The sequence below is a fragment of the Roseobacter sp. EG26 genome (assembly GCF_049830555.1).
GTDB lineage: Bacteria > Pseudomonadota > Alphaproteobacteria > Rhodobacterales > Rhodobacteraceae > Roseobacter.
The window spans coordinates 214,496-227,318 of record NZ_JBNBLH010000006.1 but is presented as its reverse complement, the minus strand read 5'-3'; the positions used below and the strand labels follow the sequence as shown (position 1 = coordinate 227,318).

Sequence of the window (12,823 nt, the reverse complement as noted above, 5' to 3'; positions counted from 1 at the left end):
CCTGTCTGGTCTAAAGGGTCTGCAACGCCGTGGGGGCGGCGGCTGCCAGACATTGTTGTGTTGCAGGGCGGGTCAGCACCGCGCGAATGGTTGTGGCCGTGCCTTCATCCACACCTGTGATCGCGTCAGCGGCAAGCGACTGCACTTCGCTGGCGTCTGCATTATCGACAATGCAATTGGTGAAGGGTTGGAAAAGCTGCTTCGGCACTTGTGGAAAATAAACGGCCAACGCTTCGGGAAGGATCGATTTTGCCGCGTTGCGACCGGCCGTGTCGGTTGCTTGCTGCACATCGGCACACGCCGATAAAACCAGCATTACCGGGAGAAGAAATCGGATCATGACACCCACCTTGTAAAAAGAACATCCATATAGCGCGGTCGCGCTTTCTTGCCAGCGGGCGCACCAACGTGCAGTACGTCCCGCCATTCCAAACCTGCATCGGCCAAAATGGCGACCACTTCCGAAGGCATGCCAACGCCTGCAAATCGCTGCGTCAGAGACATTTCCAAAATGACGAATTCACAGCGTTTCAGGGTTTCCGTTGCCCCTTTCAAAACCTCCAGTTCCGACCCTTCGGTATCTATCTTGAGGCCCAGATTTCCGGAATAAGCCACCGCAATATCATCCAGTTTTCTGACCGGAACGTAATGCTTGTCCAGCTTGGTGAACGACTTGGCCCGCTGATCGGTGCGCCGCAAGAGGCTTGCCATAGCAGGGTGTTCACCCTTATCGGAATGCGGCACCATGAGCGTGGCCTTGCCCTCCTGCGCGCCAAGAGCAGAGGCATGAAAATGAAATTCCTCCAGATGGCCCTTGTCGCGCACCCGCTCCGCACTGGCAGGCTGCGGATCAATCAGAACAAACCGTGCCTGCGGAAAACTCCGGTATAGCCAAGGCGTACCATTATCGACGCCCACATCCATGACGACATCCGGCGCAAACCCATATCCCCGCAGATAAGGCGGACGTGTCTTGATCGGATGCGCGACCATCCCTTCAGACTTGAGCGTGCGGCGCAGATCCTGAAGCATTTCCTAAACCCGCTCCCTCAGCGCTTGCCGGTGCAAAAGAGGTTGCCACGATACAGCCCCCGGTAGCCCCGAGGACAGTTGGGATTGTTGGCCACCGGCGCGCGCGGTGCAGCACTTTGTCGCGCAGCAATTGGGGCGCTCGAAGCCGAGGCCAAAGTAGGTTGGCTGGCCGCCGCCGCTGCCGGTGCAGCGCCGCGCAGCTTTGCCCGCGCACAGGCGTTGATCGCACGGGCATCATTTTCGGTGACCGCGCCCGCAGGGGTAATCAACACCTCGCTTGCACGCGATCCATAGGAAAAGACGGTTGTTTCAAACGGACCGGGCACGCCCCTTTCGTTCTTGCAGGCAAGGATCGCCGCATTCTGGTCCGGAACGCTGCGGGCAAAAACATCGCTGCCAGCGCCATAAGTTGCCAAAAGCCGGTCCCTTGCACAGCGATTGACGCTGCGGGCTTCTGCCAGCGAGATACCGTTTTCGTTGGCCACGAAAACCGAGACACGCCCATCGTCCAGAGCCACTTTTTGCGGGGCGAATGGCCCCTCGATACCCAAACCCGCATGGCACGATCGCAATGCGCTGGCCTGCGTGTTTTCGTCCAAGGACAAGATCACATCCGCGCCCGGTGTCGCGCAGCCAATCAGTGCGGCACACGCCCCTATAGTCAAAATTCCACGCATCAGAATGTCCGCTTCTTGGGGGCGATCTTCTTGGGATCAATGCCGCCGTCATTATGGCTGGTCAGCGGCTGTTCGTGCACGCCGCGGTAGCCCAGCGAGGCCTTGTTGCCTTTGAACCAAATGAGCGAGTGCTTGCGCCAGTTCTTGTCGTCGCGTTCGGGGTGATCCTCATGCGCATGCGCGCCGCGGCTTTCCTTGCGCGCCTCTGCGCCGGTGATCGTCGCCACAGCATTGGGGATGAGGTTCGCCAGTTCCAGCGTCTCCATCAGGTCGGAATTCCATACAAGGCTGCGGTCGGTGACGCCCACATCGGCCCATTTGTCGGCCACTTCCTCCATCGCTTTCTTGCCATCGGCCAGCGTGTCGTTGGCGCGGAAAACGGCGGCGTCTTTCTGCATGGTCTGCTGCATTTCCAGCCGCAACTCAGCGGTCGGCATCGCCCCTTTGGCGTAGCGCGTGTTGTCAAAGCGGTCGAGCGCGGCCTGAACCGATGCGGCATTGGGCGTAGGCACAGCGCTTTCAGGATCGACAATCTTGCCTGCCCGGATCGCGGCGGCGCGTCCAAAGACCACCAAATCAATGAGTGAGTTGGAGCCCAGACGGTTCGCGCCATGTACCGAGGCGCAACCCGCCTCACCCACGGCCATCAGACCCGGCGACACGCGGTCGGGATCATCCGATGTGGGGGCCAGCACTTCACCCCAGTAGTTCGTCGGAATACCGCCCATATTATAGTGGACGGTCGGCAGGACCGGGATCGGCTCCTTGTTGAGGTTCACACCGGCAAAGATGCGCGCGCTTTCCGAAATGCCCGGCAAGCGCAGTTTCAATGTCTCGGGCGGCAGGTGGTTGAGGTTCAGGTGAATGTGATCGCCGTTCTTGCCGACCCCGCGGCCCTCCCGGATTTCCATGGTCATGCAGCGGCTGACGTAGTCGCGGGGGGCGAGGTCCTTGTACTGCGGCGCGTAACGTTCCATGAAACGCTCGCCTTCGGAGTTGGTCAGATAGCCGCCTTCGCCGCGCGCACCTTCTGTGATCAGACAGCCCGCACCGTAAATGCCCGTGGGGTGGAACTGCACGAACTCCATGTCCTGCAACGGCAATCCGGCCCGCGCGGTCATGCCGCCGCCGTCACCTGTGCAGGTGTGCGCGGAGGTCGCGGAGAAATAGGCGCGCCCATAGCCACCGGTCGCAAGCACAACCATCTTGGAGCTGAAGAGGTGCAGCGTGCCGTCATCCAGTTTCCAGCAAAGAACGCCCTGACAGACGCCATCATCCGACATGATGAGATCAATGGCGAAATATTCGATGTAGAATTCCGCGTTGTTTTTGAGCGACTGGCCGTAGAGCGTGTGCAGGATGGCGTGGCCCGTCCGGTCTGCGGCAGCGCATGTCCGCTGCACGGCGGGGCCTTCGCCGAATTCGGTGGTGTGGCCGCCAAAGGGGCGCTGGTAGATCTTGCCTTCTTCGGTCCGGCTGAACGGCACGCCGTAGTGCTCCAGTTCATAGACCGCTTTGGGGGCCTCGCGCGCGAGATATTCCATCGCGTCGGTGTCGCCCAGCCAGTCAGACCCTTTGACGGTGTCGTACATGTGCCACTGCCAGTTGTCGGGCCCCATGTTCGACAGGGATGCGGCGATCCCCCCTTGCGCGGCAACGGTATGGGACCGTGTCGGGAAAACCTTGGTCACACAGGCCGTGCGCAGCCCCTGTTCCGCCATGCCCAGCGTCGCCCGCAGCCCGGCGCCACCGGCGCCTACGACGACAACATCGTATTCATGTGTTTCATATTCATAAGCAGCCATGGAAGTCTCTCCCGGTCTCAATCAGAGGGCACGCGCGTCAGCGACACGCGGCATGTGTTCTAAAGTGCGAGGCGCACGATGGCATAAAGCCCCACCGCCATGGCCGCATAGGACAGGCAGGTCATCGCCACGATGGTAATCTTCTGGGCCAGCCCATGCACGTAATCCTCGATCAGCGCCTGCACACCGCCCGCGAAATGCTTGAACGTCACGATGATGGTGAGGCCCGCAATCACCGCCGGGAACGGGCGGTTGAACGTGGTGGTGACCTCTTCATAGGACGCGCCCAGCATCGGGCCGAACGTAAAGACAAAGAGCGGGATCAGGATCAGCAGTGCGCCGGAGCTGACGGTCATGGACCAGTGGTGCTCCGTCCCGGTTTTGGCCGACCCGAGGCCCGTGGCGCGTTTGCGGTCTGTCAGATAACTCATGGCAGGCTCCTTATATCACCACGATGGTCAGCAGGGTCAGCACCACCGAGCCACCGATCACCGCGTAACCCAGCTTGTAGGCTGTCTCCAGATCAAGGCCGATGCCCTGATCCCAAACCAGATGCCGCAGACCGGCCAGTGTGTGATACCAAAGCCCCCAAAGCGACAGGGTCATCACCAGATCGCCAAACCAACTGGTCAGCACCGCATCCGCATAAGCGAAATATTCTGCCGAGGTTGCCGCGGCCAGAAACCACCAGACCACCAGCAAGGAGGAGATCAGCAGCGCATTGCCGGTGATCCGCGTCAGGATGGAGGTCATGGAAGTCAGCTGCGGGCGATAAATCGTCAGATGTGGCGACAAGGGGCGGTTACCCCGATTGACATCAGCCATATTAGATTCCTTTTGTTCCCTGCCTCTCTTTTTACTTCTTATTACAGCAATGTCACGCGCCCCGGCCCGTCTGATGCGCGGTTTATTAGCGCGGTTTGTACAAAAATCGTTAATCTTTGCAGATTTGTGATCACACGCGGAACACGCGTGATCACATTACGGCAAGTGACTGAGTTGCCGTGTGGTTTCGCGCTGCAGTTTCCGTCTGATCTGAGCAGGATAATCCTCGAACCCATTGGCGGTGATCACAAATGCGCCTTCACCCCGGATCAGGTTTTCGTAGAACCAGCCGGTGACATCCTCATCGTCAGTTTCGATCGCAAGGGCATTGACCGTCACCTCCTTGGCTGCCAGTGCCGCATGGCGCGCGCGCGGCAGGATCCCTTCGTTGGAAATGCCATCGCCTGACACATCAATGACGCGCCGTTTGCACTGCGGCACGGCGGCAAGCGCGTCTTCGGCGGCAATCAAGGCTTCACCGATAGCGGTCGAGTAATTGCGCCAGACCCGGCGGTTGGTGGCAATCGTTTCGGCCAGCGCTTCGACATCATCGGCGGTGCGCACCCCGGTCCAGGGCACGGTTTGGCGCTGCCGGGAACTGCCGGTCCACTGGATCAGGGTCACCTGTGCCTCCTGCTCGATCAGCGCATCAATCACGATCCCATCCCGCAGCGCCGCCGCGAGACCCTGCATCTGGACCTGATATTCACGGTCGTCCACCGAGCCCGACACATCCACAGCCAGCACCAGCGCAAGCTGACAGGCGAGGGCAGCACAAGGGCCACTGATCAGGACCAGTATAGATGTAAGGAGCCGTATCATGGGCACAGACTACGCAATCTGCGTACCAAACCCGCAAGGATTAATTTGCGTCAGCCGATCAAAATGCCGCCAGATCGCGTAAATAGCCGTCAAGTTCTTCGCAAAGAATGACCTCAAGGGTTTCAGGATCGAAAAAGCCATTGGCCTCGCCGCAGCTTTGCACCGACAGATACAAGCTCTGCGGCAAAACGAAATCGGCATTCAGGGCGGCCACTTCCTCTTCCAGTATCCGACCGATGAAGCTGTCGCTGTCGCCTTCCAGAACAAAGGAGCCCCCCGGTGCATCCGCCGCGATGTCATTGAGCACCGCGCCCCAACTGTCATTGGCCAGATCATATTCTTCAGGGCAGGTCTCCAGCCGTTCCTCCGGTAGCTCCAGTTCCAGAGCCAATTCCTGCCGGGCGTCCGGATCAGCCCCGTAAAACAGGCAGACCATGGTGAAATAACGTTGCAGGTCAGGGCCATGCACATCCCACAGCGCCATTTCATTCTCTTCGGATTCGCGCAAAAATCCGAAGGCGGCATCATACATGATCTCCGACGCATCGTCTTCTTCGAAAAAGGCGTCAATCAGCAGTACGCTGAGCACGTCAGCGGCATCTTCTTCCTGTCCCAGCACCGGTAGCTGCATGACCTCGATCAGCGCGTGCCCGATCTCGTGGTACAGGATGGCCAGGACATTTGCGGACACAAAGCCGTCTTTCCTGTCCTCGGCACTTGCCGCACCACCAAACAGCATACCGCAGGCAACCAAAACCGCAATCAGCCTGGCAAACATGCAGGTCTCCTTGTGATCTTTTCCGTCAAAACTGCCATGGGATCACAGCGGCACAAGGGCCCAATAGTCGAGATCCAGCAGCACATGGGGCAGATACTTGCCATCCTCGCCCTTCAGCGTAAAGGCCTCGCCGCCTTTCGTCGCGACCAGCCTCAAACGCAGCGCGCCCACGCCGGGGGCGTCGGTTTCAGCCTTGTCCAGCACTTCCGACCACGCCCGGATCGTATCGCCCGCAAGGCAGGGATTGGCGTGGGCACCGCCGTTCAGGCCGACAACCATCTGCGCGTTGGCCAGCCCATTGAAGCTGAGCGCACGGGCCATGGAAATCACGTGCCCGCCATAGATCAGGCGGGACCCGTCAGGGCGCGCCGTCGTGTCAAAATGCACCTTGGCTGTGTTTTGCCACAGGCGCGTGGCCATCATGTGTTCGGCATCCTCCACCGTCACTCCATCCACATGGTCGATCTGCTCGCCAATCTCGTAATCGGCCCAGCGATGCGGCTCCCCCGCCAGCGTGAAATCATACCCCGAAAAATCCAACCTCCGGGGGATCACCAGCCGATCTGCCGGGATCACCTGCGCCAGATCAGGTATAACCGTTTCAGGCGCCGGGGTGGCGGCATCGCGTTTACGCACCATCACCCAGCGCACGTATTCCAGCACTGTCTCGTCATGCTGATTGAGGCCCGTGGTGCGCACCCAGACAACGCCCGTCTTGCCGTTGGAATTCTCCTTGATGCCAATGACATCAGAGACCGATCGCAACGTGTCCCCAGGCCAGACCGGCGTGATCCAGCGCCCCTCGGCATAGCCCAGGTTGGCCACGGCGTTCAGCGACACATCCGGCACGGTTTTGCCGAAAACGATGTGAAAGGCGATCATGTCGTCCAGCGGGCTGAAGGGCAGCCCGCAACCCTGGGCAAACTGGTCCGACGAATAAAGCGCATGCCGCGCCGGGTAGAGCATGTGATAAACCGCGCGCTCGCCCATCTTGACCGTGCGCGGGACCGCGTGGTGGATGGTTTGACCCACGGCATAGTCTTCAAAAAAGCGCCCCGGATTGGTTTTTGGGGCCATCACTGCTCTCCCAGCTTGGTGTCGGGGGTGTAGGTGCCGTCAACCTCTTTCACCACCGCCTGCCCGCAACGCATCACGCCGCTGGCATGATCAAATGTCTGGGTCGGGTTGCCGTGCAGAGCCCAGCCTTTGTTCAGTGCCTCCGTCACCTTGTGACAAAAGGCCGACGTATCCTCTTCGGACAGAAATCGGTAGAGTTTCATGGCAGTCTCCGGGGATTCAGGCAGGGAAAGGCCAGACGCCCAGCCAGATGTGCACCGTTGCGATCAGGGCAAAAAGGACGAGCGTAATCACCGCGAGCCGGATGCGCGGGGCGGTGCCAGCAGGGTCCGGTGCGGTCCAGTCGGGTTCCGCCCGGTTGATCAGGATGACCGACCCCACGGCCCATCCCAGCAAGCCGCCGAACAGCAGGATCGATGCCAGATCGCCGTTGACCAGCAAATGCGCAAACGCCCAAATCTTGAACCCGGTCAGTTGCGGGTGCCTGATCCGGGTGGCGGGCCAGACCTTGGCCCCTTTGGCCGCACTTGATCCGAACGTCCAAAGCGCCAGCAGCATCAGAGTATTGTTCACATGCACCATGAACGCGGGAGGCTGCCAGATGGGGATGAATTCAGCCGCGCGGTAGCCCAGGATCATCAGAATGAGGCCCGCGACAATACCAATGGTTGCGACCAGCTTGCCCGGCTCCCCCAGTGCCGCGCGCCGTTCCGGGGCGAGGCGTTTGAAATAATGCGCGAGGGTCCAAAGGGCCAGTCCGGCAATCAGCATGATCATTGGGGGCTACTCCGCTGCGAGGGCTTGGATTGCGTCCATCTTTGCCAGTGTTTCACGGGCAGTTGCAACATGTAGATTTTCAACGATCCGCCCATCAACAACGGCAACGGCCTGCCCCTGTGCCACCGCAGCTTCATAGGCTTCAATCTGGCGCGCGGCCAGTTCCAGATCGGATGGCGACGGCGAATAGGCGGTATTGGCGATATCAAGTTGTGCCGGATGTATCAGGGTTTTGCCGTCAAATCCCATATCGCGGCCCTGTGCACATTCCGCCGCAAGACCTTCCTCATCCTTGAAGGCATTATAAACCCCATCGATGATCGCCACCCCGTGCGCCTTGGCGGCCAGGACACAAAGACCCAGACCGGTCATCAGCGGCAAGCGATCCGCCCGGTGTCTGGCGTTCATGTCCTTGGCCAGATCATTGGTCCCCATCACCATCCCGTGGCAGCACGGATGCGCCGCAATCTGGCTGGCATTGAGCATGCCCAGCGGTGTCTCCATCATCGCCCAAAGCGGCACATCACCTATCAGTTCCGCCAATGCGTCCAGATCTGCCGGGCCGTCGACCTTCGGCAAAAGCACCGCATCCGCACCCATATCACGCGCGGCCTGAGCATCAGCAAGACCCCAGGGCGTGGACAGCGCATTGATCCGCACGATTTTCACCCGCGCCCCATAGCCGCCTTCGTCGAGCGCCTTGACCAGCAATTCCCGGGCGGCTGCTTTTTCGTCAGGGGCCACTGCATCTTCGAGGTCAAAGATAATTGCGTCGGTTGCCAATGACTTGGCTTTCACCAGTGCGCGTGGCTTGGAGCCAGGAATGTAAAGGACAGAACGCAAAGGGCGGGGTTGTGCAGTCATCGGAACGGTTCCAGTTAGGCAGGTTGTTACAAAGTTGCGCAGAATTGCGCATTTTTTTAAGGAAAGTTCAAGCTGAATCATGCCGCATCGCAGCAAAGATCAAATGCAATCTTTTTGAGTTCGGTCGATTAACCATTATTTCAACCCTGAGACGGATGCTGGTCGCGTCGAATGTCTCCAGGAGCAGATGTTGCAGCAAGGCCGCTGTGCGCTCGGTATCAAAGGGATGTTGCAGACATTTATCTTGAACCGGGGCCGCCCGGTCATCGCCGGGAATCCGGTTGGGCCAGATGACAAAGGGTGCAGCCTTTCGAATGAAGGCAGACACATTATGACACGCATAACAAAGATGCTGCATCTGGGCGCCCTGAGCGCGGCAGCCGCAATTTATATCGCCTCAACCACCGATGCAGCTGCGCAAAATGCGCGAAATTGTGCACCACGTGAGGCTGTTGTTGACCGGCTTGCAGAAGGCTACGGCGAATCCCGTCAGTCCATGGGGCTGGGCGCAAACAACGCCGTGATCGAAGTATTTGCTTCTGACGAGACCGGCACCTGGACCATCACGGTGACCACGCCGAACGGTCTGACATGTCTTGTCGCTTCCGGTCAGTCCTTCGAGACGCTTGCAGAAGCACTGCCCGCCAAGGGTAACGACGCCTGATTTCAAGCTCGGTGTTTCTCGCCGTATCAGGCCCTGCCGCGCGACTGCGGGCATAAAATTCCGCGGGTGCCGATGACATCGGCACTCAGGTAAGACCGTCCCATATCAGCTTGATCCCCGTTAGGCTCAGCAAGACATACGTCAGGGCGAAGAAAAGCCGCTCGGGAACCATGTAATGGGCACGCACACCCAGCCATGCTCCGAAAAGGGCGAAGGGTGCCAGCACCAGATTCGCTGTTGCGGTTTGCAGGGTGAACATGCCCAAAAAGGCATATGGTACGAATTTTGCAATATTGATCACCCAGAAAACCAGAACGGTTGTCGCCTGATATTGGGTCTTCGACACCTTTCTTGACAGCAGATATACAGCGGCCGGCGGCCCACCGGCATGGCTTACAAAACTGGTGAAACCTGCTACGGCCCCCGCAAGCGCGCCGGCCCAGTTGGGAAGCTTGTGGTTCCCCATTTTCACCCAACCGCGTTTGACCGACAGCTGCCAAAGCACAAAGCCGACGGAAATCGCGCCGATCAGAACGCGAAAGACATCCGGCTCCGCAATCCGGTAAAGCGCGGTACCAAGAGCCACGCCCGGCAGCCCTCCCAGTATCAGCAAGACGGCAGCCCGCCCGTCCCATTTTCGCCAATAGGGACGCAATGTAGACAGATCGATCAGCATCAAGAGTGGCAGCATCACGCCCAGCGCCTGACCCGGTTCGATGACCAGCGCCAGCACGCTGGCGGCCGCAAACGCCGCCCCTGACCCAAATCCGCCCTTGGAAATACCTGCGAACACAACAGCAGGCCCCGCTACGGCAAAAAATACCCAGTCCAGCACCAGCATTCGTTGCCCCTTTTTCGCGCAGACCGCCCTGCGGCCCTGCCGGAAATTCGCGATTCGCCTGAGCGAAGATCACGATATCGCGCTGGCGAACACAACACCGCAACGCAACTTGCGCTGGCACGCGCTATTGGATAGCACAGGCGCAATCTCAACCGAACGCGGAGAAATATCTCATGGCCAGACCCAAAATCGCACTGATCGGCGCCGGCCAGATCGGCGGCACGCTCGCCCATCTGGCAGCACTCAAGGAATTGGGCGACGTCGTCCTTTTCGACATTGCGGAAGGCATTCCGGAAGGCAAGGCACTCGATATCGCAGAGAGCGGACCATCTGCCAAATTCGACGCAGCGATGTCGGGCACACAGTCCTATGAGGATATCGCAGGTGCCGATGTTTGCATCGTAACAGCCGGGGTGGCCCGCAAGCCGGGCATGAGCCGCGATGATCTTCTGGGCATCAACCTCAAGGTCATGAAATCCGTGGGCGAAGGCATCCGCGACCATGCGCCGGACGCTTTCGTCATCTGCATCACCAATCCGCTCGACGCGATGGTCTGGGCGCTGCGCGAATTCTCCGGCCTGCCCCATGCGAAAGTCTGCGGCATGGCGGGTGTGCTGGATTCGGCCCGGTTCCGTCACTTCCTGGCGGACGAATTCGACGTTTCTATGAAGGATGTCACGGCCTTTGTTCTGGGCGGTCACGGCGACACCATGGTGCCGCTCGTGCGCTATTCCACCGTGGCTGGCATCCCCCTGCCCGATCTGGTCAAGATGGGATGGACAACCCAGGACAAGCTGGACGCAATCGTCCAACGCACCCGTGATGGCGGTGCTGAAATCGTTGGGCTGCTGAAAACCGGTTCCGCCTTTTATGCGCCCGCAACCTCGGCCATTGAGATGGCGGAAAGCTACCTGAAAGACCAAAAACGCGTTCTGCCCTGTGCTGCTTATGTGGACGGGGCCTATGGTCTGAACGGATTTTACGTGGGCGTACCGACTGTCATCGGTGCGGGCGGCATCGAACGGGTTGTCGAAATCTCCATGGACAGCGATGAGCAGACCATGTTTGACAATTCGGTCAACGCAGTCAAAGGCCTGGTTGAGGCCTGCAAAGGGATCGACGGCAGCCTGTCATAAGTTCCGCTTACATTGAACAGGAAGGGGCGTGTTTCGGCAGGCCCCTTTTCTTTTGGCACACCCCTTGGTCGCCGAGCGACTCCGCCAAAGAGACCCCTATCGACAAATCCATGCGCAGCGCCCGAAGGATCGAAAGGCTGCGAATCCCCTCATTTTAAAGAGATTCGTTCGCATCACGTGATTTGTGATCACAGCATTTCACCGTGTGATCACAAAATTGGATTTTCACCAACCGATCTCCCGCGAAATGGAAAAACCGGTTCCATACCATCCCGTTTGCCGCTTTAAATCCAGCAAGATCTGATCCAAACAGCACGGGACCCTATTCCATGAATATCCACGAATATCAGGCGAAAGCATTGTTGCGCAGCTACGGGGCACCCGTTTCGGACGGTCGGGTGGTGTTGCGATCAGAAGAGGCCAAGACAGCCGCAGGTGCGCTTGATGGTCCGCTGTGGGTGGTCAAAGCGCAAATCCACGCCGGGGGGCGTGGCAAGGGCAAATTCAAGGAAGGTGACGCTGGCGAGAAAGGCGGTGTGCGCCTGACCAAATCGGTTGAAGAAGCCGCCGAGGAAGCCAAAAAAATGCTGGGCCGCACTCTTGTCACACATCAGACCGGACCCGTGGGCAAACAGGTCAACCGCATCTACATCGAAGACGGTTCGGGCATTTCCACCGAAATGTACCTGGCGCTGCTGGTTGACCGCCAAACATCCCGCGTGTCCTTCGTCTGCTCCACCGAGGGCGGCATGGACATCGAAGAGGTGGCCGCCAGCACGCCCGAAAAAATCCTGTCCTTCTCCGTTGATCCGGCCTCGGGGTATCAGGCGTTCCATGGCCGCCGCATCGCTTTCGCACTGGGTCTGGAGGGCAAGCAGGTCAAACAATGCGTGGGTCTGATGGGGCTGCTTTACAACGCCTTCATGGAAAAAGACATGGAGATGCTGGAGATCAACCCGCTGATCGTGACCGACGGCGGTGATCTGAAAGTGCTCGACGCCAAGATCAGTTTTGACGGCAATGCGATCTATCGCCACCCCGATATTGCCGAGTTGCGCGATGTGACCGAAGAGGACAGCAAGGAGCTGGAGGCGTCGAAATACGACCTCAACTACATCGCGCTGGATGGCGAGATCGGGTGCATGGTGAACGGCGCGGGGCTGGCCATGGCGACGATGGACATCATCAAGCTCTATGGTGCCGAGCCTGCGAATTTCCTCGATGTGGGTGGCGGGGCCACCAAGGAAAAAGTCACCGAAGCCTTCAAGATCATCACCTCCGATCCCAACGTCAAAGGCATCCTCGTGAACATCTTCGGTGGCATCATGCGCTGCGACGTGATTGCCGAGGGCGTTGTGGCGGCTGTGAAAGAGGTCGGTCTCAAAGTGCCTCTAGTCGTGCGTCTGGAAGGCACCAATGTGCAGCAGGGCAAGGACATCATCAACAATTCGGATGTCGACGTGATCGCGGCAGACGACCTGAAAGACGGCGCGCAGAAAATCGTGAAAGCTGTAAAGGGCTAAAC

16 protein-coding genes are annotated in these 12,823 nt (G+C 59.1%); 3 read left to right on the top strand and 13 right to left on the bottom strand.

The window, feature by feature from the left end:
• Positions 1 to 10: 10 nt before the first annotated feature.
• The 12 genes from ACOTTU_RS15345 to ACOTTU_RS15290 form a co-directional block, all read right to left on the bottom strand.
• On the bottom strand, positions 11 to 340 hold the full coding sequence (locus ACOTTU_RS15345; protein WP_425659309.1) for a hypothetical protein: 330 nt from the start codon (positions 338 to 340) through the stop codon (positions 11 to 13).
• The gene (locus ACOTTU_RS15340; protein WP_425659307.1) at positions 337 to 1,032 is read right to left on the bottom strand and encodes an FkbM family methyltransferase; all 696 of its coding nucleotides are present in this window, start codon (positions 1,030 to 1,032) and stop codon (positions 337 to 339) included. Before ACOTTU_RS15340 ends, ACOTTU_RS15345 begins: the two co-directional genes overlap by 4 nt.
• Before the next feature lie 17 nt (positions 1,033 to 1,049).
• Complete coding sequence (locus ACOTTU_RS15335) at positions 1,050 to 1,709, bottom strand: hypothetical protein (RefSeq protein ID WP_298914690.1); 660 nt, start codon at positions 1,707 to 1,709, stop codon at positions 1,050 to 1,052.
• Positions 1,709 to 3,514, bottom strand: a complete 1,806-nt coding sequence (sdhA, locus tag ACOTTU_RS15330) for a succinate dehydrogenase flavoprotein subunit (protein WP_425659305.1) — start codon at positions 3,512 to 3,514, stop codon at positions 1,709 to 1,711. The genes ACOTTU_RS15335 and sdhA overlap by 1 nt, the downstream gene beginning before the upstream one ends.
• Before the next feature lie 59 nt (positions 3,515 to 3,573).
• A complete protein-coding gene (gene sdhD / locus ACOTTU_RS15325) occupies positions 3,574 to 3,945 on the bottom strand; it encodes a succinate dehydrogenase, hydrophobic membrane anchor protein (RefSeq protein ID WP_425659304.1) in 372 nt (123 codons plus the stop codon).
• 10 nt (positions 3,946 to 3,955) lie between these two features.
• Positions 3,956 to 4,339, bottom strand: a complete 384-nt coding sequence (sdhC, locus tag ACOTTU_RS15320) for a succinate dehydrogenase, cytochrome b556 subunit (protein ID WP_298914681.1) — start codon at positions 4,337 to 4,339, stop codon at positions 3,956 to 3,958.
• 156 nt (positions 4,340 to 4,495) lie between these two features.
• Positions 4,496 to 5,161 carry a DUF1194 domain-containing protein gene (locus ACOTTU_RS15315; protein ID WP_425659301.1) on the bottom strand — a complete coding sequence of 222 codons (666 nt, stop codon included), beginning with the start codon at positions 5,159 to 5,161 and terminating at the stop codon, positions 4,496 to 4,498.
• A gap of 58 nt (positions 5,162 to 5,219) precedes the next feature.
• Entirely contained in the window at positions 5,220 to 5,939 is a 720-nt protein-coding gene (locus ACOTTU_RS15310; protein WP_425659299.1) for a DUF4344 domain-containing metallopeptidase, read from the bottom strand.
• Positions 5,940 to 5,981: 42 nt separating this feature from the next.
• The gene (locus ACOTTU_RS15305; protein WP_425659297.1) at positions 5,982 to 7,016 is read right to left on the bottom strand and encodes a MaoC family dehydratase; all 1,035 of its coding nucleotides are present in this window, start codon (positions 7,014 to 7,016) and stop codon (positions 5,982 to 5,984) included.
• Positions 7,016 to 7,219: a DUF1737 domain-containing protein gene (locus tag ACOTTU_RS15300; protein WP_298914671.1), complete on the bottom strand. Its 204-nt coding sequence runs from the start codon at positions 7,217 to 7,219 to the stop codon at positions 7,016 to 7,018. Before ACOTTU_RS15300 ends, ACOTTU_RS15305 begins: the two co-directional genes overlap by 1 nt.
• A gap of 16 nt (positions 7,220 to 7,235) precedes the next feature.
• Positions 7,236 to 7,793, bottom strand: a complete 558-nt coding sequence (locus tag ACOTTU_RS15295; protein ID WP_425659295.1) for an NnrU family protein — start codon at positions 7,791 to 7,793, stop codon at positions 7,236 to 7,238.
• Between the two features lie 6 nt (positions 7,794 to 7,799).
• Entirely contained in the window at positions 7,800 to 8,657 is an 858-nt protein-coding gene (locus tag ACOTTU_RS15290; protein ID WP_425659293.1) for an HpcH/HpaI aldolase/citrate lyase family protein, read from the bottom strand.
• 331 nt (positions 8,658 to 8,988) lie between these two features.
• Here ACOTTU_RS15290 and ACOTTU_RS15285 point away from each other — a divergent pair, with 331 nt between their 5' ends.
• Complete coding sequence (locus ACOTTU_RS15285) at positions 8,989 to 9,321, top strand: hypothetical protein (RefSeq protein ID WP_298914662.1); 333 nt, start codon at positions 8,989 to 8,991, stop codon at positions 9,319 to 9,321.
• Between the two features lie 85 nt (positions 9,322 to 9,406).
• Here ACOTTU_RS15285 and ACOTTU_RS15280 read toward each other — a convergent pair whose 3' ends face one another.
• Positions 9,407 to 10,162 carry a sulfite exporter TauE/SafE family protein gene (locus ACOTTU_RS15280; protein WP_298914659.1) on the bottom strand — a complete coding sequence of 252 codons (756 nt, stop codon included), beginning with the start codon at positions 10,160 to 10,162 and terminating at the stop codon, positions 9,407 to 9,409.
• Between the two features lie 173 nt (positions 10,163 to 10,335).
• Between ACOTTU_RS15280 and mdh the strand changes: the two genes are divergently transcribed.
• Together mdh and sucC are read left to right on the top strand one after the other, a co-directional pair.
• On the top strand, positions 10,336 to 11,298 hold the full coding sequence (mdh, locus tag ACOTTU_RS15275; RefSeq protein ID WP_298914656.1) for a malate dehydrogenase: 963 nt from the start codon (positions 10,336 to 10,338) through the stop codon (positions 11,296 to 11,298).
• Between the two features lie 329 nt (positions 11,299 to 11,627).
• Positions 11,628 to 12,821, top strand: coding sequence for an ADP-forming succinate--CoA ligase subunit beta (gene sucC / locus ACOTTU_RS15270; RefSeq protein WP_298914653.1), 1,194 nt, complete (start codon positions 11,628 to 11,630; stop codon positions 12,819 to 12,821).
• Positions 12,822 to 12,823: the final 2 nt, after the last annotated feature.